This window comes from Mesorhizobium sp. GW821-FHT04C10 (genome assembly GCF_059420305.1).
This window is the reverse complement of record NZ_JBWKTL010000002.1, coordinates 187,505-207,698: the sequence shown is the minus strand read 5'-3', so window position 1 is coordinate 207,698 and position 20,194 is coordinate 187,505. Positions and strand designations below refer to the sequence as shown.

General features: G+C 59.8%; 18 protein-coding genes and 1 pseudogene. 7 read left to right on the top strand and 12 right to left on the bottom strand.

Features of this window, described 5'->3' with window-relative positions; translation table 11 throughout:
* Positions 1-3: 3 nt before the first annotated feature.
* Entirely contained in the window at positions 4-798 is a 795-nt protein-coding gene (locus AC07UC_RS34500) for an IclR family transcriptional regulator (protein WP_494909211.1), read from the bottom strand.
* 370 nt (positions 799-1,168) lie between these two features.
* Between AC07UC_RS34500 and AC07UC_RS34495 the strand changes: the two genes are divergently transcribed.
* The 7 genes and pseudogenes from AC07UC_RS34495 to AC07UC_RS34465 all read left to right on the top strand — a co-directional run.
* Positions 1,169-1,903, top strand: coding sequence for a DUF1989 domain-containing protein (locus AC07UC_RS34495; protein ID WP_494909210.1), 735 nt, complete (start codon positions 1,169-1,171; stop codon positions 1,901-1,903).
* Positions 1,904-1,966: 63 nt separating this feature from the next.
* The gene (locus AC07UC_RS34490) at positions 1,967-3,004 is read left to right on the top strand and encodes an ABC transporter substrate-binding protein (protein ID WP_494909209.1); all 1,038 of its coding nucleotides are present in this window, start codon (positions 1,967-1,969) and stop codon (positions 3,002-3,004) included.
* Between the two features lie 125 nt (positions 3,005-3,129).
* The gene (locus AC07UC_RS34485) at positions 3,130-4,191 is read left to right on the top strand and encodes an ABC transporter ATP-binding protein (RefSeq protein ID WP_494909208.1); all 1,062 of its coding nucleotides are present in this window, start codon (positions 3,130-3,132) and stop codon (positions 4,189-4,191) included.
* Between the two features lie 3 nt (positions 4,192-4,194).
* Entirely contained in the window at positions 4,195-5,052 is an 858-nt protein-coding gene (locus AC07UC_RS34480) for an ABC transporter permease (protein ID WP_494909207.1), read from the top strand.
* Positions 5,049-5,858: an ABC transporter permease gene (locus AC07UC_RS34475; protein ID WP_494909205.1), complete on the top strand. Its 810-nt coding sequence runs from the start codon at positions 5,049-5,051 to the stop codon at positions 5,856-5,858. The genes AC07UC_RS34480 and AC07UC_RS34475 overlap by 4 nt, the downstream gene beginning before the upstream one ends.
* 69 nt (positions 5,859-5,927) lie before the next feature.
* Positions 5,928-6,920 carry an arginase family protein gene (locus AC07UC_RS34470; protein ID WP_494909204.1) on the top strand — a complete coding sequence of 331 codons (993 nt, stop codon included), beginning with the start codon at positions 5,928-5,930 and terminating at the stop codon, positions 6,918-6,920.
* A gap of 240 nt (positions 6,921-7,160) precedes the next feature.
* Positions 7,161-8,229: pseudogene (locus AC07UC_RS34465) on the top strand (ISNCY family transposase); the annotation flags it as partial.
* 382 nt (positions 8,230-8,611) lie between these two features.
* Here the strand turns inward: AC07UC_RS34465 and AC07UC_RS34460 are convergent.
* From AC07UC_RS34460 to AC07UC_RS34410, 11 genes are all read right to left on the bottom strand, one after another.
* Positions 8,612-8,806: a tautomerase family protein gene (locus AC07UC_RS34460; protein WP_494909203.1), complete on the bottom strand. Its 195-nt coding sequence runs from the start codon at positions 8,804-8,806 to the stop codon at positions 8,612-8,614.
* 55 nt (positions 8,807-8,861) lie between these two features.
* Positions 8,862-9,902 (bottom strand): proline racemase family protein, encoded by a 1,041-nt coding sequence (locus AC07UC_RS34455; RefSeq protein ID WP_494909202.1) that lies wholly within the window; start codon positions 9,900-9,902, stop codon positions 8,862-8,864.
* Positions 9,903-9,924: 22 nt separating this feature from the next.
* Positions 9,925-11,418 carry an aldehyde dehydrogenase family protein gene (locus tag AC07UC_RS34450; RefSeq protein ID WP_494909201.1) on the bottom strand — a complete coding sequence of 498 codons (1,494 nt, stop codon included), beginning with the start codon at positions 11,416-11,418 and terminating at the stop codon, positions 9,925-9,927.
* A gap of 59 nt (positions 11,419-11,477) precedes the next feature.
* Positions 11,478-12,548, bottom strand: a complete 1,071-nt coding sequence (locus tag AC07UC_RS34445; RefSeq protein ID WP_494909200.1) for an ABC transporter ATP-binding protein — start codon at positions 12,546-12,548, stop codon at positions 11,478-11,480.
* Between the two features lie 21 nt (positions 12,549-12,569).
* Positions 12,570-13,382, bottom strand: a complete 813-nt coding sequence (locus tag AC07UC_RS34440; protein WP_494909199.1) for an ABC transporter permease — start codon at positions 13,380-13,382, stop codon at positions 12,570-12,572.
* Between the two features lies 1 nt (position 13,383).
* Positions 13,384-14,268 (bottom strand): ABC transporter permease, encoded by an 885-nt coding sequence (locus AC07UC_RS34435; RefSeq protein WP_494909198.1) that lies wholly within the window; start codon positions 14,266-14,268, stop codon positions 13,384-13,386.
* Positions 14,269-14,334: 66 nt separating this feature from the next.
* Positions 14,335-15,399, bottom strand: a complete 1,065-nt coding sequence (locus AC07UC_RS34430; RefSeq protein ID WP_494909197.1) for an ABC transporter substrate-binding protein — start codon at positions 15,397-15,399, stop codon at positions 14,335-14,337.
* A gap of 91 nt (positions 15,400-15,490) precedes the next feature.
* On the bottom strand, positions 15,491-16,234 hold the full coding sequence (locus tag AC07UC_RS34425) for an HpcH/HpaI aldolase family protein (RefSeq protein WP_494909196.1): 744 nt from the start codon (positions 16,232-16,234) through the stop codon (positions 15,491-15,493).
* A 217-nt stretch (positions 16,235-16,451) separates the two neighbouring features.
* Complete coding sequence (locus AC07UC_RS34420) at positions 16,452-17,789, bottom strand: flavin monoamine oxidase family protein (RefSeq protein ID WP_494909195.1); 1,338 nt, start codon at positions 17,787-17,789, stop codon at positions 16,452-16,454.
* A 158-nt stretch (positions 17,790-17,947) separates the two neighbouring features.
* Positions 17,948-19,006 carry a proline racemase family protein gene (locus AC07UC_RS34415; protein WP_494909194.1) on the bottom strand — a complete coding sequence of 353 codons (1,059 nt, stop codon included), beginning with the start codon at positions 19,004-19,006 and terminating at the stop codon, positions 17,948-17,950.
* Positions 19,007-19,035: 29 nt separating this feature from the next.
* Positions 19,036-20,070 carry a proline racemase family protein gene (locus AC07UC_RS34410; RefSeq protein ID WP_494909193.1) on the bottom strand — a complete coding sequence of 345 codons (1,035 nt, stop codon included), beginning with the start codon at positions 20,068-20,070 and terminating at the stop codon, positions 19,036-19,038.
* Between the last annotated feature and the right edge of the window lie 124 nt (positions 20,071-20,194).

Genomic DNA, 20,194 nt, shown 5'->3' with positions numbered 1-20,194 from the left:
ACACTATCCGGAAACGGCGATAGGCTGGATTGCCCTTTCCAATTTCCTTGCTGCGTCAAGCAGGTGAGACAGGTGCGTTGCGAAAACGTCCTCGCCTACAATACGATCGTAAGGTCCCGTGATTCCGACGGCGTAGATCACATCGATCCCGGAAGCCTTGATGGGGGCGCCGATCGAGGCGAGACCATCGACGTGCTCGGCGAGGTCGAGTGAATAGCCGCGAGTTCGCACTTGCTCGAGTTCACTACGCAGCAGCCCTTGGTCTGTTTTGGTATTCGCAGTGTACTTGTCGAGCGTGCCGCTCAATACCTTTTCGATCACGTCGCTCGGCTGGAACGCCAAGATCGCCTTGCCCGTGGCGGTGGCATTCCAGGGCATAGGCTTCCCGGGCACCACGTAGGTTCGAACGGGCGTATCCGGTGACTCGGTGTTCACGGAACGGACCTCAAGGCCCGTGAGCTTGGTGATGAAACAGGTCTGACCTGTCACGTCTGCAAGGTTCTGGAGAATTTTCTGGGTTGCGGTAACTACCCAACTCGAGTCAGCGGACGCGTGTGTAAGCTTCAAGAGGCGATTGCCGAGAACGTAATTTCTCGCCTTGGTGCTGCTGACCGCGACGAGGTTCGCCTCCAGCAACGTCCTGAGCAGGCGATTTACAGTCGTCTTGGGCAGTTGCAGTACCGCTTCGACATCAGAGGGCGATAGGCCATCAGGGAACGGAGCTAAGGCTTCCAGAATGGCTACATATCTATCCAGTGGTCGATCTTTGAGATCCCTGTTCTCGTCTTTGGCGAGCATAGTCAGTCCTTAATCTGGTATTCGCTATCATTTAGCCCGCCACAAATGCGGCCATGTCGATTTTCAGCATAGTGACCGCACCAGATAATGTCATTCAGTTCCGGAAATCGGCAGCGCCAAATGGGCGTTTATCCAGCTAATTCTCTCCTAACCAGCTCACCATGGCCCCGGAACTGACTTCGTTCGGTCGTCATCCACCGGCGGGATTTCAGCTCTGATGATTGGACGGTATCGGGCTCCACAGATGCAATCAAGCTATAAAAGTTCCGAAAACTGCACCGAAGTGCCAAAAACCGGATTGCCAGCCAAGCCCAGTCGTGCATACTGCCCGGACCTCAAGGGAGGTTCCATTGAAGATAAGAGGGCTGGAATGCTTAACCTGATTGTTGATCATACCGTCGCTGCAAAAGGCGGCTACGCCGCGCTTGTGAAGCAGGGTCAGGTAGTCCGTCTGACTGACCTGGAAGGTCAGCAGGTCATTGATTTCGTCGTTTGGAACAACGATGACCGCCGCGAAAAGCTCTCCGCGAGCTATTCACGCTCGCGCTGGTTCGTTCCGCTTCATTCTGAATACGAACCCCGCAATACCGTGGGTGAAGGCGACTGGCTGATGTCGACGTCCTGCCGCCCGCTTATGACGATCATCAAGGAGTCGGCAGAGCAAAAGGGCGTGCACGACCTCCACCATCGCATGTGCAACCGCTTCATGCAGAACGTGATCAACGGCGTCGACCAAGACGGCTGCCATGAGATTATCGGCAAGGCGATCAAGCCGTTTGGCGTCGACTACTCAGAGGTTCCGGACCCGATCAACGTGTTCATGAACTATCCGTACGACACCAAGCGTAATGGCTTCTTCATCTGCGAACCCATCACGAAGTCGGGCGATTACATCGAATTCCGTGCCGAGATGGACGTGCTGATCGCTATGGCGAACTGCCCGGAAGACATGTGTACGGCTTGCAACTCCGGCAATTGCACGCCGATCAACGTCAAGATTTTCGAAGACCCTAACTACGAGGCGAAGCCTGTGCTCGGACACTACGAATGGCTCCATAGCGAGTTGCAGAAGCGCGGCCGCGCTGTCGAGCAACGCCCGCAATAAGCTTTGCCTGAAGGGGCGGCTCAATTTTGCGGCCACCTCAAATACAAAGAAAGGGGAATCAAGGTGAAACTCGCAAGACATACTTTTCTAGCAGCAGTCGGCGTCGCGGCGGTGGCACTCTACGGAGCAGGCGCGTCGCGTGCTGCCGACGACACAATCTCGATCGCGAATTACGGCGGTGCTTACGGCGACGCTATGTGGAGCGCCATCTGGCAGCCAGCATCCCAAGACATGAAGATCACGATCAATAAGGACACCTTGGCCGGCATCGCAGATGTCCGCGCTCAGGTGAAGGCCAACGCTGTGCAGTGGGACATCGGCGAATTGACCGTCGACGAATGCGCGGTCGGCGAAAAGGAAGGTCTTTTTGAGCCGCTGTCGCTCAGCAAAGAAGCGATCAAGGGCTATGACAAGTCAGCAGTGAGGCCGAGCTACGTCCTCGTCAACACTTCATCTTATGTGATCGCCTGGAACAAGGACAAGCCTGCGATGCGGACTTGGGCTGACTTCTGGGACACTTCGAAATTCCCCGGGACGCGCGCGCTCCGCGACGACCCGTTGGAAAACGTGATCATCGCCCTGCTTGCTGACGGTGTCCCGCTCGACAAGGCCTATCCGCCGGATGTCGATCGCGCCTTCAAGAAGCTCGCCGAAATCAAGCCGCACATCGTGACTTGGTGGGCTTCCGGTGCCCAGGGTGCGCAGCTCCTCGGAAGCGGAGAAGCTGACTACATGGGCATCTGGGCAACCCGCGCGGGCGCTGCAATCAAGGAAGGCGCCAATGCGGAATTCACTTGGAACCAGGGTATCCTGATTCCTGATTGCCTTTTTATCCCGAAAGGTGCTCCTCACGCTGAGCTTGCTAAGAAGGTCTTCGAGCGCGCTCTGAAAGCTGACTTGCAGGCAAAACTGCCGACCGTCATAGACGCGTCCCCGGTCAATTCTGAGGTTTACAACCAGAACATGCTCCCGGCAGACTTGGTACCGAAGCAGGCGACCTCGCCCGACAACGTCAAGCTGCAGGTCTGGACTGACGGCGACTGGTGGGCTGAGAACGGTGCTGCCGTTCGCGAAAAGTGGTCCGCTTTCAAACTTCAATAATCGAACCACGATTATCGCCAGCAAGGGTTATCTCCCTGCTGGCGACGAAGGAGCATAGGATGCTGTTATATCCGCCACTTGAGCGACCTAAGCATCTTTGGAGCAGCTTTCGGGGAGTTGGAAAATTGAGCCGCAACAAAACCCGTGTGACTGTTCAAGGCCTCCAAAAGAATTACGGCAGCCTTCGCGTTTTGGCGGATGTCGACCTAAGCGTTGAGCCGGGTGAATTTGTTACCCTTCTGGGACCGTCTGGTTCTGGCAAGACGACGCTTCTCATGAGCATCGCGGGCTTCGTAGAAGTGGATGGCGGGGCTATACTCTTCGATGGCAAGGATGTGACCCGGGCCGCCGCCGAAAAGCGAAACATCGGGATGGTGTTTCAGTCATACGCCTTATTCCCTCATCTTTCGATCGGTGAGAACGTCGCCTTTCCACTGCGTGTGAGAAACGTCCCGAAAGCCGACCGTGATGCGCGGGTCAAGGAAGCCCTTGCGAGGGTTCAGCTTTCTCAACTTGCTGACAGATCGCCGACCCAATTGTCCGGTGGACAACGGCAACGCGTAGCGCTCGCCCGGGCATTGGTGTTCGAGCCGACACTGTTGCTCATGGACGAGCCACTGTCCGCTCTGGATAAATCTCTCCGCGAAGAAATGCAGTTTGAGATCCGTACGATCCAGCAACGACTCGGGATCACGACCATCTCGGTCACCCATGATCAACGCGAGGCGCTCACGATGGCGGATCGCGTAGCAGTGATGCGAGCCGGCCGCATCGAACAATACGATCGGGCAGAAGAGGTCTTCGAGCGTCCAGTCAATTCTTTTGTCGCTTCGTTCATCGGCGATGCGACTCTGTTTCCAATTGATCGACGAGACGGCTTCGGATGGGTGGGAAGCCAGCGCCTTTGTGAGGAAGCGCGTCTCCCTACTTCATCTAAAGTGCATCTTGTGGTGCGAGCCGACGAGACAACGCTTTCGCCGGAGCGGGTCGACGGCAGTGTCGCGCTCAAAGGGACGATTACATCGTCAGCCTATCAAGGGTCAGAGCGGCTCTTTTCCGTCTCGCTTGATACCGACCGCCACACCTTCGTTCGGCAAAAAATAAAGCGTAGCGAGGGCCTCAATCCCGGCGCTGACGCTTGGATCAACATCGATCCTGATCGGCTCATAATAGTACCTGAGGCATGAACCATGTTAGCAAGGTTGCCTCCTCCTAAACAAAGCGAATTGCCGAACCTTGGACTGGCCGCACCCGCTGTCGTGCTAACGACAGTGATCTGTATGGTGCCGATCATGATCCTTTTCCTACTTTCCTTCTCGGAGGGCGGGCAACTCACTCTCGCGCACTACGCCCGCATCTTCGAGAGCCCCGTTTATCTGTCAATTTTCGGGGCGACCGTCGGCTTGAGCCTCGGCGTGACCGCACTGGCTGTGATTTTCGGATATCCACTCTGCTACTTTATCTACTGTCTGCCCAAGCGCTACCGCGGTATTGCGATCGTGCTTGTAACCTTGCCCCTTTGGACGTCGATCCTAGTGCGCACATACGCTTGGCTGATCCTGCTTCAGAGGAAAGGCCTGGTGAACTCGCTGCTTACAAAAGCCGGGATCATCGATCAGCCGCTTTCGCTGGTTTTCAACCTCACCGGAGCGATGATTGGCATGTTCCACATAGTCCTGCCGCTGTTCATTCTCCCGGTCTATTCCTCAATGGCCAAGCTCGATCGCAACCTGATCATGGCATCCGCGAGCTTGGGCGCAAGCCGCACCTATACCTTCTGGAAGGTCTTCGTTCCCCTGACAGTCCCGGGAATAATCGCTGGCTCCTTGCTGGTCTTCATTTATGCGCTCGGTTTCTACATCACTCCTCAGGTGCTTGGCGGAGGCCGCGTCGTCACCGTGTCGATGAAGGTTGCCGAGAACACGACAATGTACAGCGAATGGGGAGCGTCTTCTTCGCTAGGCCTCCTGCTCCTAGCCTTCACGGGGGCGTTCATCGGTCTCGCGGCTATGCTTTTGCGGGGAAAGGTCAAGGTGGCCGGACAATGAGCGCTCGCACCAATCTTCATTTCAGGCGGTCTTGGCTCTACGCCTTGGGAGTCATCGGACTAATATTCCTGAACCTCCCGGTTCTGGTGATTGTTCCGTTGTCATTCTCTAACTCCAGCTTCTTGGAGTTTCCGCCGCAGAGCTGGAGTCTACGCTGGTACAAGGCCTTCTTCGCCTCTAGGGAATGGCGATCTGCTACATACATCTCGCTGACAGCAGCAATCCTGACAACTGTCGTCTCGCTTCCTCTGGGGACTGCTGCCGCCTACGGTCTCCACAAGTCCAACTTGCGCTTCGCGAGCTATCTCAACGCCTATCTCGTATCGCCCAGCGTTGTGCCCGTGATTATCGTTGCCGTGGGAATCTATTTCCTTCTCGCGACCATCGGCCTTAACAACACGATGGCGGGCTTGGTACTTGCGCACTGCGTCCTGGCTATCCCTTTCGTGCTCATCACGATGTCAGCTGGGCTGAAAGACTTCGATTTCACGTTGGAGAAAGCCGCAAGAAGCTTGGGGGCAAGCCCTGTGGGTACGTTTTTCCGCGTGACGCTTCCGAATATCCGTCGGTCTTTGGTCACGGCCGGAGTGCTCGCTTTTTTGACCTCGCTCGACGAGGTCGTGATTGCACTCTTTATCAGTTCCGGACCCAATTCGACCCTGCCCCGTCGGATGTTCGCCTCCATGCGGGATCAAGTGGATCCGACGATCGCCGCCATCTCGACAATGCTGATCGCGCTCGTTGTGATCATCCTGTGCGTGAGTTCGTTGATGGGGTCGGGGGTCGGCGGCGATGACACCGACTGACAAAACCTTTGAGCCGGTTCCCACAAAGGCGACCAGCGACCGATCTGAAACTTAAAAAAGGAGGGGCTTATGGCCCACACCGACGAGACCGATCAAACCCAAGTCGAAATGCTTGAATGGTGGGGCGTTCCTACGCTCTTCCGCGCGGAGCACACGAAGAATCCAGCCGACGCGGATATCGCGCTCGTCGGTGTCCCGCACTCGTCGGGTAACAACTCGACTTGGCGTGACCAGCATCTTGGTCCCCGAGCTGTGCGTAACATTTCGGCCAATGCACGTCGCTACCATGAAGCTTTCGGATTCATGGCCTGGGATGCCGTCCGGGTACGTGATCTAGGCGATGTGCCGCTGCCGGAAGCCTCCGACAACGAAAGAAGCGTAGAGCGCATCAGCGAGTACTATCGAAAGATCGCCGCAGCCGGTGCGCGTCCGGTCTCGATCGGCGGTGACCATGGCATCACAGGCGCCATCGTCCAAGCGATTGCAGGCGAAGGCTCTCCACTCACCAGCGGCAAGAAGGCAGCGCTCCTTCACTTCGATGCCCACACTGACGCGTATGATGGGCTGGATCACTGGCTCGGCTCGAAGAAGAGCGCAGCAAACTGGGCAGCCTACCTCGTGAAGCAAGGGAATGTGGATGCCACCAAGAGCGTTCAGTTCGGCATGCGCGGAAACCCCCGTGGGCCAAATTGGCTGCAGCGCTCGTTCGAGCTTGGTTATGATGTCATCACGATGCAGCGCTATCGGGAGATCGGAGCGGCTGAAACCATCAAGATCATCAAAGAGCGTGTCGGTGAAGCACCGCTGTACATCACGTTCGACTTGGACTGCCTTGATGCGAGCGTCGCTCCCGGCGTCTCCAATCCCGAAGCGGGTGTCTGCGGTTTCAATGTCGATCAGGTGATCGAGGTTTTGAGGGCTGTTCGCGGTTGCAATGTTATCGGCGGAGATGTGGTCTGCCTTATGCCGACACGTGATCTTCCAAATCAGATCACGGCCATGGTCGCCGCGGCCGTGATGCATGAGATGGTCGCGCTTATCGCGGACCGTATCAAAGCCTGATCAAACGAGGGGCGGCGACCGCCGTCCCTCGTTTGCCAAAACTCGCAGCTTTTCGTCTCGCGACTTCCAAACCGAAATATTGATTAATTATTAGCTGTTCCCTACTGCCAATTATGCGACTTTCCGGTGTAGCGACTAAGTTAAAATGTCCGGATCTGGCAAAGTGGGAATGTCGCTCCTGTCTTGCCAATCTGCCCGCGTTCGAGAGCGCGGGCAGATTGCAGATTGGGACTGGTTTTAATGAGCGAACGCGAGCTGCGAGGTATCGAGGTTTTGTTGAAGATTGTTGAATGACAAACGTTGCGGCGGCAAGCCTGCTCAACGTTTCAGTTAGTCAGGTCCAGCGGCTGTTGAAGACGTTCCAGACAGATGGCGCTGCGGCTCCACGGCACAAGGCGCGCGGCCGACATCCCAACAATCGCATCGTCGACGGCGTTCGCGACTTCGTGCTGGAGCTAATCCGCGAACGCTACGTCGACTTCGGACCCACGCTGCCTGTGAGAAGCCAATCGAACGGCATCAGCTCGCGGTCAGTAAGGAGACGCTCCGCAAGTGGACGACGGGAGCTGGAATCTGGACGTCACGCCGTGAGCGGAAGCGGCGGGGGCATCAGCCGCGCGGGCGGCGCGACTGCTTGGGTGAGATGGTGCAGATCGACGGCTCGTACCATTGGTGGTTCGAGAACCGTGGCCCCAAATGCGCCCTGCTCGTCTTCATCGACGATGCGGCCGGCATGCTGCTTCATCTGCGCTTTGCCGGCTCCGAGAACACATTCGACTACTTTCACGCGGCCAAGGCGTATCTGCGGGAATGGGGCAGCGGTTGGCTTTCTATAGCGACAAGCATGGCATTTTCCGCACTACACATGGCTCGGAGAAGGATCGCACCAGTGGCCTGACGCAGTTTGGCCGCGCGCTTTATGAGTTCAACATCGACATCATCTGCGCCAACACCCCGCAGGCCAAGGATCGCGTCGAGCGCGCCAATCAGAACGCTACAGGACCGGCTCGTGAAGGAACTGCGCCTGCGCGGTGTCAGCACGATCGAGGCGGCCAATGCCTTTGCGCCGGAGTTCACGGCGGACTTCAACGCACGCTTCGGCAAGGAGCCCCGCAATCCGAAGGACATGCACCGCCCCCTCGCCGAGCATGAGAACCTGGATGGCGCCATGTGCCGGAAGGAGGTCCGCACGCTGTCGCAGGCTCTGACGCCGCGGTACGACAAGGTGCTGTTCATTCTCGATCCGAGTGATATCGCAAAGCGGCTTGCCGGCAAGAAGGTGGTCGTATGCGACTATCCAGATGGTCGTCCAGGGCGAGAGCCAGGTCGTCAACGTCGATTTGACGCTCCCCGAGAGCGACAAGCATCGCATCGCGGACATCCTGGCCATGCTGGATGAGTTTCCAATCAATCGGAAACCTCAAACCACAACGGAAGCCGGCTTGTAGGAGGCTTCGCCGAACAGGCACCCAAAGCTAAAGCCGGAGGACCTTCACTGGAACGCGCCCGATCGGACTGCGCAACCCCAACCAGCTGACGCCCGATCATCCGCTCCCGTCGCGATCGGCACCACCGCTACGCGACATTTCTACTTTGCTGACCTCGCGCCATCCGAACTTGGTTGCAACATCACGACTCTGCAACAACCAACTGGCGTCACGAGGAAGATTGCTGCTTAGCGGTGGTCCGTCTTACGATTTCGTTGGCGGGGGCAAAGGTTCGCCCGCGACAAACCAGTCTTGAGCCGGCGTGTCGTTGAAAATCACCATCACGTCCCTGGGGTTGGAACCCAGCTTTTCCACGAAGACCCGCGTTATCGCGTCCGCCACTTCGTGCTTCTGTCCCGGTGAACGGCCGGGATAGAGATCGATCTTTACAAGGGGCATGGGCATCTTTCCTTCGATTGGCGCTGTGTGCGTGAGGCGCGACCCTGTCGGCGGTCTACTGCATCACCGAAGTGGAGGTGCCCCAGGTGTCTGACAGCACGTAGCCTTGCGGATACGGGTCCGTCGGATCGAGATAGTAATTATGCTCGCCCGTGATCCACGCCCTGCCGGTGATCTCTGGAACGATCGCCTTGCGTCCGCCGATTTCCGTCAGCTCGACGATCCTGCCTGTGAAGCGTGAGCCGATGATTGATTCATGGATCAATACGTCGCCCACTTCCATCAAGCCACGGGCCTGCAGCACCGCCATGCGGGCCGACGTGCCGGTTCCCGTCGGGCTGCGATCGGAGCGTCCGGGCGAGACGATGCAGGTGTTGCGGGTGACGTTGCCGGGTCCCTGGAACGGCATGGCGAACTGCACGATCGACACGCCGCGCACATGGTCGAATTCCGGATGGACGACATCGAGCTGTTCGCGCGCGGCGCGCCGGACCTTCTCGCCGGCCACCGCGAGCTCGCGCGCCTCGTCGGGAACGACCGAGAAGCCCAGCGCCTTGGCATCGACGATGGCGTAGAACATGCCGCCATAGGCGATGTCGACCGTGAGCGTACCCAGCCCTTCAACCTCGATGGCAGCGTCGAGACGTTCGGCGAAGGCGGGCGCGTTGCGGAAAGTGATCGAGACGCATTTGCCGTCGCGGCATTCGGCGCGCACCTCGATGACGCCGCCCGGCATGTCGAGCTTGAAGCGGGTCTCGGGCTCCTGCATCGGCACCATGCCAGTCTCGAGCAGCACCGTGGCGATGCATATGGTGTTGGAGCCGGACATCGGCGGATATTCCGTCGGCTCCATGATGATGGCACCGGCGGCGCAATCCTCGCGCGTCGATGGAACCAGGAGATTGACGTGGCGCGCGACGCTGCCGCGCGGCTCGCAGATCAGCATCCGCCTGACATGGTCATGATCCCGTTCCATCGTGATCATCTTGTCCATCATCGTACGGCCCGCCGGCGGCAGCACGCCGCCGACGATGACGTCGCCGACCTCCCCTTCGGCATGGCAGCCGACGACACGAATAGAGGCTTTGGTGTGCATTGTTGCTCCCTGTCGACCAAGACTATTTGCTTGGCAAATAGCGCGGATAGCTGCGTGAGTCCTGGATCACGACCGTTTTGAGAACACAAAACTCCTCGGCCGCATAGCGCCCGTTCTCGCGACCGAACCCACTCTGGCGCATGCCGCCGATGGGCACTTCGGACGGAACGTCCAGGAATGTGTTCACCCAGACGATGCCGGAACGGATTTCGCGCGCCATGAACAGCGCCGTGTCGATACTGCCTGTCCAGATTCCGGAAGAGAGCCCGTAGAGCGTGTCGTTGGCCAATTCCGCCGCATCCTCGGCCGTCTCGAAGGTGAGCACCGAAAGGACAGGCCCGAATATCTCCTCGCGCGCAATGGCGAGGTCGGGAGTGACGCCGGTAAAGATCGTCGGTTCGATGTAATAGCCCGGCAGGGTCTCGATCGCCGAGCCGCCCAGGACAAGCTTGGCCGAACGCTTTCCTTCCTCGATGTAGCGCAGGATCTTGTCATATTGCGGCTTGCTGACGATCGCTCCAAATGCGTTGCCAGCCTCCAACGGATCGCCCACCTTCACTTGGGCCATCTTCTCCTTCAGCATGGCGACGAACGTATCGGCGATCGAAGACTGCACAAGCAGCCGGCTACCGCTGCAGCACTCGGCCCCGGCATTGTGGATAATGCCCTTAACGGCGCCGTCGACCGCGGCATCCAGATTGGCATCAGCGAAGACAATGTTGGGGTTCTTGCCGCCGAGCTCCACAATCGTCCTCTTGAGGGTTCCGGAGGAGGCGGCGATGATGGCGCTTCCCGTCGCGGTCGAGCCGGTGAACGAGACCACATCCACATCAGGATGTTCCGCAATACGCTTGCCCACCGGATCGCCATGGCCGGTGACCACATTGAACACACCCTTGGGCAGACCGGCATCCTCGAGTATTTTCGCCAGCCGAAGCGTCGTTCCCGACGTCAGTTCGCTCGGCTTCGCCACGACGCTGCAACCGGCGGCGAGAGCGAATGGCAATTTCTGACTGAGGACGACCAGTGGATAGTTCCATGGCGTGATCATCCCGACCACGCCCGCCGGCTCACGCAGAACGAGCGCCATCTTGTCGCTGCCAAGATTGGTGTGGCTGTCGCCATGCAGCGAACGCGCCTGTCCGGCCGCGAAGTCCCAGATGTCGCCCGCCCATTGAATCTCTTCGCGGGCCTGGGTGAGGATCTTGCCCGATTCCAGCGCCTCGATCAGCGCGAGTTCCTCGAACAGGGTCTTCAGGTGCACCGAGACAGCTCGAAGCACGTCGCTGCGCTGAGCCCCGGTGAAGCCTGACCATCGTTTGTCCTTGAAGGCGGCCTTGGCGGCCGCAACGGCGCGGTCCACATCCTGCGCCGTGCCTTCCGGCCAGGTCGCCAGCAGAGCGCCATCGCTCGGCGCGTGGCGCTCGATCCATTTGCCGCCGGTCGATTCAACGGATGCGCCATCGATGTGATGGCTCATCCGCCGCATCGCTGTCGCGTTGCTGCGCTCATCCATTTGATATCTCCACTATGTTCATGCGTAATGGCGGGGTTTTCGATACCCGCGAGGCAGGGCTAGTTTTGCAGAATGACGACGTCGTCCGCGTTCCAGCTTGCTCGAACGCGTGCATCTGGCCAGAAGCTTGAGGACCGGACGTCGGGGACGGCAATCTGAATGACCGCGCCATTCGACAGCTGGGCATGCACGCGCAGCGCGGAGCCGAGATAGACGACCTGCTTGACGGTTGCCTCCATGCTGTTGGGCCGCTCAGCCTGGATGCCGTCGCCGGCGGCCAGACGCAAAGCCTCAGGCCTGACCATCAGCGTCACCTTGCCATCCGCGACGCTCGCCGGAATGCGGTCCGCGGGCAGCAGCGCCAGCCACCCCTCGCCTTTGACAAAGGCATCCGCGCCAGTCCTGACCAGATCTGCCGCCAGCAAATTGGACTCACCCACGAAATCCGCCACGAAGGCACTGGCCGGATTTGCATACAGCTCCTTCGGCGTCCCCACCTGCGCGAGCGCCCCTTGCGAGAAGAGTGCGATCCGGTCGCTCATCACCAGGGCCTCTTCCTGGTCGTGCGTGACCGAAATGACAGTGGCGCCGAACCGGCGCGTGACACGCAGAATCTCGAGCTGCATCGACGTGCGAAGCTTCTTGTCGAGCGCGCCGAGCGGCTCATCCAGCAGAACCACTTCCGGGTCGTAGACCAGGGCGCGCGCCAAGGCGACGCGCTGCTTCTGGCCGCCTGACAGCTGTCGCGGATACCGGTCGAGCAGATGACCAAGGTTCACGACATTGAGCATTTCCTCGGCACGCCGGCGTCTCTGCGCCTTGCCAGTGCCTCTGGATTCCAGCGGGAAGCCGACATTGTCGAGGGCCGTCATGTGCGGAAACAACGCGTAGTCCTGGAAGACCATACCGATGTTGCGCTTGTGTGCGGGGATGCCGGCAATGTCGCGCCCCTTCATCAGAAGACGCCCGCGATCGGGCTGCAGAAAGCCCGCAATGAGCTGCAGGGTGGTCGTCTTGCCCGAACCGGACGGCCCGAGCATCGTCAGGAACTCGCCTTGCTGCAGGTCCAGCGAAATATCCTGCAAGGCCCGGAACTGTCCGAACGACTTGCCCAACCCTTCGAGTTGCAAAGCTGAAGTCATGGTCTACCTCTACAGCGGTTGCCGGGCGTCGGCTCCGGCAGGACGCAGGGTATAGACGAGCGCCAGGCCGACAGCCGTGATGACGATCAGGATGCTGCCGACCGCGGCAATCACCGGGCTGAGGCCCGTGCGCACGCCAGACCAGATCAGGACCGGCAATGTGCGGTGAGTGGGGGACGACAGGAAGCTTGAAATGACGGCCTCATCCCACGAGGTGATGAAGGCGAAGACAGCACCCGCGGCGACGCCCGATTTCAGCAAGGGAAGCGTGACGCGGAAAAAGGTTCGCACAGGTCCTGCTCCAAGACCCGCGCTCGCCATCGCCAGATTGGGCGGGATCGTATGCAGCGCGGCCGTGACGGTCACGATCACCAGCGGAATCGCAAGCACGCTATGCGCGATGACAAGCCCCGTCAGCGTGCCTGCAAGTTTCCAGCGCGAGAACACCATGAAGATGCCGATCGCCAGGACGATCACCGGCGTCACCAGAGGGCTGAACAGGAACAGGCGAAGCGCCGGCTTGAAGCGGAAATCACTCGTGAAGAGCGCCAAAGCGGCGGTGGTCCCGAGGCTGACCGATACAACGACAGTCAGGAGGGCAACCTGCAGACTGGTGACGAAGGCCGCCTTCCAGCCCGAATCCGCCATGAAGGCTTCATACCAGCGAAGCGAGAAGCCAACCGGCGGGAAACGCAGATCGTTGATGTCGTTGAACGAGATCGGGATGACGACGAAGACGGGAAACAGAAGGAAGGCGACGATCGCTCCGATGAAGAGGACAAAGAGCGCTTTCGGCAGCCTTCGGGCAATCGTCTGCAGCATATCAGGCTCCCGCGACTTTCTTCTTCGAGAGAGCAAGGAGCAAACCAAAGGCGCCAAACGCGATCGAGGAGAAGACGATCAAGGCGACCGCCAGCGCGCTGCTGAAGGCAAAGTTGACCTGCTGGTTGATCTGGTCGGCGATAAGCTGCGCGATCATCACATTGCTCGAGCCGCCCAGCACCGCAGGCGTGATGTAGAAGCCAAGCGAAAGCGTCATGGTCAGGACGATGCCCGACAAGATGCCCGGCATGGTGAGCGGCAGATAGACCCTGAAGAAGCTGCGCAATGGCGATGCGCCGGAAATCGTGGCGGCCCGCATCAGGTTGGGGTCGATGCCGCGCATGACGGCAACCAGCGGCAGCACCATGTAGGGCAGCAGGATGTTGGACATGCCGACGACCACGCCAAACTGGTTTCGAATGAGCGAGACCGGAGCATCGGTCAGCCCCAGTGCCAGCAGCATCTGGTTGACGAGACCTGTATCCTGCAGCAGCACCAGCCAGGCGAAAGTACGCAGCAGCACGCTCACCCAGAACGGCAGCAACAGCGAGATGGAAAGAAGGGCGAGGATGGCGCCTCTGCTGCGCACCAGCGCATAGGCATAGGCATAGCCCATCACAAGGCACGCTGCCGTCACGATCAACGCCGTCTTGAAGGTCGAGACGATGACGCGCGCGTAAAGGGTGGTCGCGAATATCCGCTCGTAATTGGCAAGTGAATAGTCGGGAAAGCTCCGGCCCACAATGTAGAGGAGCGGGTAGATGAAAAGCAGGAGCAGGAACGCCAGCGTCGGTAGCAGCAGAAGAAACCAGCCGTCGGGTGTCGCCGGCCGCAGACGATCGCGCCAAGCATGTCGTAGTGGGGTATCGGACACGAGTACAGTCATTCCAAGCCACTGTTTCGGCGCGCATCCCGCCGTTGCCGACGGGATGCGCATTGCCTTGAGACCAACTCAGCCCAGGAGCCATTCCTGGAAACGGGTATCGACGGTGGCCTGGTTCTTGATCCACCAATTGTAATTGATCGAAACACGCGTATCGAGGTGATCGGTGGGCAGGTTGCCCTTGTACTTTGCGTCGACGCTCTTGGCAGCGGCGACATTGACCGGTCCGTAGGGCAGGTATTTTGTTATCGCGGCCTGCGGCTTCTCGGACAGGAAGAAGGCCAGCGCCTTGAAGGCCTCGTCCTTGTTCGGAGCGCCCTTCGGCACCACGAACCAGCCTCCGCCGCTCAGCCATTCGTTCCAGACGACACCGATCGGCGCGGTGTCCATCGCCGGGAAGGCGCGCGAACCCCACAGGATGCCCATGGTCGCTTCGCCACTGGTCAGCAATTGCTGCGACTGCGCGCCGCTGTCCCACCAGATCAGGTCGCCCTTGATGCTCTCGAGCTTCTTGAGCGCGCGCTCGACATCGATGGGATAGAGATCCTTCACGGCGACGCCATCGGCGATCAGGGCCGCCTCCAGGATGCCGCCCGCAACATATTTCCAGACGGCGCGTTTGCCGGGGAATTTCGCGGTGTCGAAGAAATCTTTGAACCCTTGCGGCGTGCCGCCGGCAACCTTGTCCGTCCTATACGTGATGATGGTCTGCTCGATGTCGTTGCCGACGCGATATTTCATGGCGTATTCAGGCAGCAGTGCACTCTTGTCGACAACCGAATAGTCGATCGGCTCTAGCCACTGCGCGTCATCGTCAAGTCCGAAGAAGTCGCCGGTGGTCGACAGATCCACCGTCACGTTGCCGGCTTCGACCATGGCCTTCAGACGGGATGCGTCGTCGGGCGTATCGAACTGCATCGCGATATCGGGATTGGCCTGCTGGTATGGCGTGAACATCGCGTTCTTCAGTGCCTGTTCGTAGGAGCCGCCGGACGTCGCAATGGTCAGGGAGCGCGTTGCCGCGCGTGCGATGCCGCCCAGGCCCGTGCCCGACAGAAGAGCCGCCCCCATCGCAGCCTTTCCTGCGTAGGCGAGAATTGCACGGCGGGAGATCTTTACAGACTTCTCGTTCATTCCAGTTCTCCTCAAGTTTTTTGTTTATTTGCAGTCCAGGGTTACCCGTGGTCGGGTCGAAGCTCGGGCGAAATCGGATCGCCCGACAAGTTCAGGCGCGCGATGCCTCGCGAAGCCGCGCGGACAAATGGCGTCCGCCATCGACGAGGTAGCCGGTGTCGAGGCCATGCGTCAGCAGGCTGAAGCCGAGCGCGCGATAGGTCGGGACGTAGTCCAGGGACGCGACATCAATGCCGGCGGCGATCCCATTGCGCCTAGCTGCGGCTCCGACCTTTTGACAGGCCGCCTTCAGCCCGTCGCTGAGCTGGCCGAGCGGCAGACCGAGCGACATGCAAAGGTCGGCGGGACCGACATAGATGGCGTCGATGCCTGGCGTGGCCGCGATCTCTTCGACCGCCTCCAATGCTGCCGCGCTCTCAATTTGCACGACAAGCGCGGTTTCGTTCGCGGTCGCAACATACGCCGCCTCATCGAGGTAGTAATTGGACACTCGCCAGGGGCCGATCCCCCGCCTGCCGACAGGCGGATACTTCGCAGCGGCAGCGGCCTGCGCAGCCTCTTGCGCCGAATTCACCATCGGTACGATCAGGGCGGTTGCGCCTGCGTCCAACGCAGCCTTGATCAGTTCCGGGCTGTTGGAACGGACGCGATAGAGCACCGGCTTGTTGTAGCGCTCCGTCGCGGGCAGCAGCGTATAGAGCAGGTCCGGCGGGACGGGCGCATGCTCTCCGTCGAGCAAGATGAAATCGAACCCGGTTTGCGCCAGCAGCTCGGCTACGATTGTGTGCGGGATCTGCATCCAGGTGCCGGTCACGAGCTCGCCGGAGTGGATCATCTTCGCGAATTCAGTACGGAGACTCATTTACGCCTGACCTATTCGATGCCGCGCTGCAATCTGTGATATATCACCGGTTACCAGTTGTCAATAAGCGTTTACTCATATGATCGCTCCCGACCGGACTTGAACGCGCCGCTGTAGGCAGTGATGACCTGAAACATCGCGCGGTCGGCAAAGGCCCGCGAAGGGACGCCGTCGTTCCGCTTGCGGCGCGCTATGGCCGCGATGCGCGGGACTGCAGGATCTCTTTGGCCGCACGTCCGCCCTCATGCAGCGCACCGTGCGAGCCGGCTGTCGCGGAAGTGAAGTCTCCCGCGAAATGAATGCCATCGACAGGTGCCTGAACCTTGTCGAGGATCTCCTCCCTACCCGGCGCGGGATAGGAGAAGCAGCGGGGCCAGCGTGCGAGACGGGTGCCAAGGACACGCCCACGCGCGTCCGGAAGAATTCGGAAGAAATCCTCCAGCCAGATGGCGGTAGTCTCGGCATCATCGCCTGGCGCCGCCGCATCAGGGTCGGCGCTCAAGTAGCAGTTGAAGTGGGTACGGCCCCGCGCGCTGGGGACGTGGTCGGCACTGGCTCTCGGCTGAAGTACGGTGTTGAACGTCGCATCGGCCGCGGTGATCAGGAATATGTCGTCCCAATTCGCTTTGCCTGTGCTGTCGAGCACGATTGCAAGAGTGACAGTGGGGCTTGTCGGCACTTTCTCCATAGCGTTCAACTTCCATGGCGGAAGCCAAGGGGCGAGTTCGGCCACGCCGGGCCCAGGCAGGGCAAAAACAACGTGAGATGCGCCGAACGCCATTGTCCCCCCAGCAGGCATGGCGACTTCGAGTTCGTAGCGGCTTCCGTCCAACCGAATGACCCGCTTGACGGTCGAGTTGAGCTTCAACACGTCACCGTCCAACCTTGCACTCAGGGCTTTCGAAATCTGCTGCATGCCAAGCGGTATGTACAGCCGGTGCCCCTTCGCACGGACCAGATAGCTGGCAAAGTACCGAAGCGCGTATTGTGCGGACAAGACATCGGGATCCGCCGTGCTGCCACCCCTCACCGCGTTGCGGACTATGCTTCCAACGATCGGATCCAGAGGCCCCAGATGTTCGGTCAGCGTCTCGTGCGCCAGGGCCTTCGAGCTGACCGAAAGGCCGCCACTGCCGGCATAGGTCTCATATTCCTTGCGCACCTCCGCCAGAACCCGGCGAAGGTCCGCTTCGGCTTTCGCCTGAAGCATCAGACCGGTGACGAGTCCCTCATCGTGGCGGGCTATCACCGTTTTTCCGCCCACGCTCACGCCGAACGAAGCCGGGCTGACCGGGACGGTTTGAATACCGAGCTCGCGACAGATCGCTTCGCTCTCCGTGCCGACGTAAACGAACATGGCCCCCATATTCACCTCTTCGCCCGCGACATGCTCCGTGCGGGTGCGTCCGCCGACATGCGGCAGGGCCTCGAACACGTTCACGCGAAGCCGGCTATCGCGAAGTTGATAGGCAACGCGAAGACCTGCGGGTCCAGCACCGATGATGGCTACGTCGAGATCCGTTTTCATTTATAGCAGGCCGTCCTGTTTGGGTACGATCTGGCGCGCCCTAGGCGCCACCGGGATAAGGCTCGACAGGAGCGCCGTGGCAGCGAATTGGTCTGCGGCCGGGGCGGCGCAATCCTCGCGCGCCGAGACATCATCAGATTGGCGTGGCGCGCGGCACATTATTGCCCCTGCTCCAGGCGGCTTCCGGCATTTGCGGGCATGGCATCTGCGCCGTAACCAACACCGAAGCCTTCAGGGAATGGATCTTCGGGATCGACAAGAAAGGTGGAGAATCCGATGATGTGCGCGCGGCCGCGTATCTGCGGTATCACAGCTTCGACCCCTTCAAGCGAGACGGTTCGAACGAGTTTGCCCTCGAAGCGGGACCCGATGATGCTGTCGTGCAGAAATGTCTCACCAAGCTTCTGCTCGCCTCTCGCATAGCGGAGCGCCATCCTTGCCGAGGTTCCGGTGCCACCGGGAGATCTGTCGACACCCGATCCACCAAAGAACACGAGGTTGCGGAACGAACCCTGTGCATTCTCCTCCTCAGTGAAGATCACCATCGGAATGGACCATTTCGGAGGCACGAGCGGGTGCTCCAGTTTGAGCATCGCGTTGGCGGTTTCGCGGACGAGCCTGCCCGCTTGCACGAGCGCCTCTGCCTTTTCGGGTCTGACGGACAGACCAAAACGATCGGCCGGCACGATCAAGTAAAGGTTGCCGCCATAAGAGATGTCGACAGCGACCTGGCCGAAGCCGGGGAGGTCCAGTTTTTGGTCGGTGGCGACGACAAAGGAAGGAACATTTTCAATTGTCACGCCTTTGGCGACCCCGCCTTCGACATCTACGGACGCCACGACGAGTCCCGCCGGCGTATCAAATCGAATTGCGGTGACGGGTTCGCTGACCTTTACCTGGCCGGTTTCCACCAGGACGGTCGCCAGCCCGATCGTACCGGCGCCGCACATTTGCGGCCACCCTCCACTTTCGAGAAAGACAACGCCGATATCCGCCGACGGATCGCATGGAGGGTGCAAAATACTTCCGCACATCTCCGAGCTTCCGCGCGGCTCGTACATGAGAAGCTTTCTGAGATCGTCGCGATTTTCCATGAGGAAAGAGCGCTTCTCGGCCATGGTGGAACCGGGCACATGCGGCACGCCGCCGACAACGACGCGCGCCGGAGCGCCCGCGCTGTGGGCATCGATGATGGAGAACTGCGCGCGAGATTTCATGTCGGACCTCCTTGACGCCTGTCGAGATGTCAGTAACGAGGCGGCGCGGCGTCAGCCGCATATCCGACACCAAATCCTTCCGTAAAAGGATCCTCAGGGTCCACGACAAATATTCGCGTCGCCGTGATGAAAGCCCGGCCCTTGATGCTGGGCACCACGGCTTCGATACCGCCCACCGTCTCGGAGCGTATGAGAACGCCTTCGAAACTGGAGCCTATTATGCTCTCATGCAGGAACGCCTCGCCCAGTTCCTGCTGCCCCCTGTGATATCTTTGCGCCATTCGGGCCGAGGTGCCGGTTCCACCCGGCGAACGATCGACGCCGGCCTCGCCGAAAAGCACCATATTGCGATAAGCGCCGTGCCGATCCGCCTCCTGCGTGAAGACGACGTTGGGAATCGGCCAGCTCTCGGTTGCAAGCGGATGCTTTACTTTGATGGTTTCATTGACCCTCGCGCGAATCCTGCGACCGATGTCGACAAGCCGATCCGCAAACACGGGCTCAATCCTGAGATCGAACAGGGAGGCGGCAGCGAGGATGTAGAAGTTGCCGCCATAGGCGATATCGACCTGTATCTCGCCATGTCCATCCAATTCGATCCGGTGGTCGGCGATCGCCAGATATGATGCGACGTTCTCGATGGTTACACCGCGAGCGGCCCCGTCCCGGACATCCACTTTCGCGGTCACCAGTCCGGCCGGCGTGTCGAACACGATGGTGGTGACGGGTTCGATCACCTCCACCATTCCCGTCTCGACGAGAACCGTGGCAGCGCCGATCGTGCCGGCACCGCACATTGTGAGCCAGCCGCCGCTTTCGATGAAGATGATGCCGACATCGGCACGAGGATTGCAGGGCGGGACAATGATGCTCCCGCTCATCTGCGCCCCACCGCGCGGCTCGTACATGAGCACCTTGCGGACCTTGTCGTGGTTCCGTGCCAGGTAGGCCCGCTTCTCGGCAATTGTCGCGCCAGGAGCAAACGGCACGCCTGACAAGACCACGCGCGCCTGAGCGCCCGCGGCGTGGGCATCGACCACCGAGTATTGAACCTTCGAACGCATTTTCCCCCGCTGACCGTGGCCGCCGGCCCGTAATCGAACCAGCCGACACCTTGGTTGACATACATAGATCACATGCTACCGTCTACCGGTAGCATATCACATGCTATGGGGAAGTCAAAAAGGA

Excerpts from the sequence above, each read along its gene's own strand:
- AC07UC_RS34415 (WP_494909194.1), bottom strand. The coding sequence starts at position 19,006 with ATGAAATCTCGCGCGCAGTTCTCCATCATCGATGCCCACAGCGCGGGC.
- AC07UC_RS34450 (WP_494909201.1), bottom strand. The coding sequence starts at position 11,418 with ATGGATGAGCGCAGCAACGCGACAGCGATGCGGCGGATGAGCCATCAC.
- AC07UC_RS34460 (WP_494909203.1), bottom strand. The coding sequence starts at position 8,806 with ATGCCCCTTGTAAAGATCGATCTCTATCCCGGCCGTTCACCGGGACAG.
- AC07UC_RS34425 (WP_494909196.1), bottom strand. The coding sequence starts at position 16,234 with ATGATCCACTCCGGCGAGCTCGTGACCGGCACCTGGATGCAGATCCCG.
- AC07UC_RS34440 (WP_494909199.1), bottom strand. The coding sequence starts at position 13,382 with ATGCTGCAGACGATTGCCCGAAGGCTGCCGAAAGCGCTCTTTGTCCTC.
- AC07UC_RS34495 (WP_494909210.1), top strand. The coding sequence starts at position 1,169 with ATGCTTAACCTGATTGTTGATCATACCGTCGCTGCAAAAGGCGGCTAC.
- AC07UC_RS34500 (WP_494909211.1), bottom strand. The coding sequence starts at position 798 with ATGCTCGCCAAAGACGAGAACAGGGATCTCAAAGATCGACCACTGGAT.
- AC07UC_RS34430 (WP_494909197.1), bottom strand. The coding sequence starts at position 15,399 with ATGAACGAGAAGTCTGTAAAGATCTCCCGCCGTGCAATTCTCGCCTAC.
- AC07UC_RS34410 (WP_494909193.1), bottom strand. The coding sequence starts at position 20,070 with ATGCGTTCGAAGGTTCAATACTCGGTGGTCGATGCCCACGCCGCGGGC.
- AC07UC_RS34420 (WP_494909195.1), bottom strand. The coding sequence starts at position 17,789 with ATGAAAACGGATCTCGACGTAGCCATCATCGGTGCTGGACCCGCAGGT.
- AC07UC_RS34470 (WP_494909204.1), top strand. The coding sequence starts at position 5,928 with ATGGCCCACACCGACGAGACCGATCAAACCCAAGTCGAAATGCTTGAA.
- AC07UC_RS34480 (WP_494909207.1), top strand. The coding sequence starts at position 4,195 with ATGTTAGCAAGGTTGCCTCCTCCTAAACAAAGCGAATTGCCGAACCTT.
- AC07UC_RS34475 (WP_494909205.1), top strand. The coding sequence starts at position 5,049 with ATGAGCGCTCGCACCAATCTTCATTTCAGGCGGTCTTGGCTCTACGCC.
- AC07UC_RS34435 (WP_494909198.1), bottom strand. The coding sequence starts at position 14,268 with ATGACTGTACTCGTGTCCGATACCCCACTACGACATGCTTGGCGCGAT.
- AC07UC_RS34455 (WP_494909202.1), bottom strand. The coding sequence starts at position 9,902 with ATGCACACCAAAGCCTCTATTCGTGTCGTCGGCTGCCATGCCGAAGGG.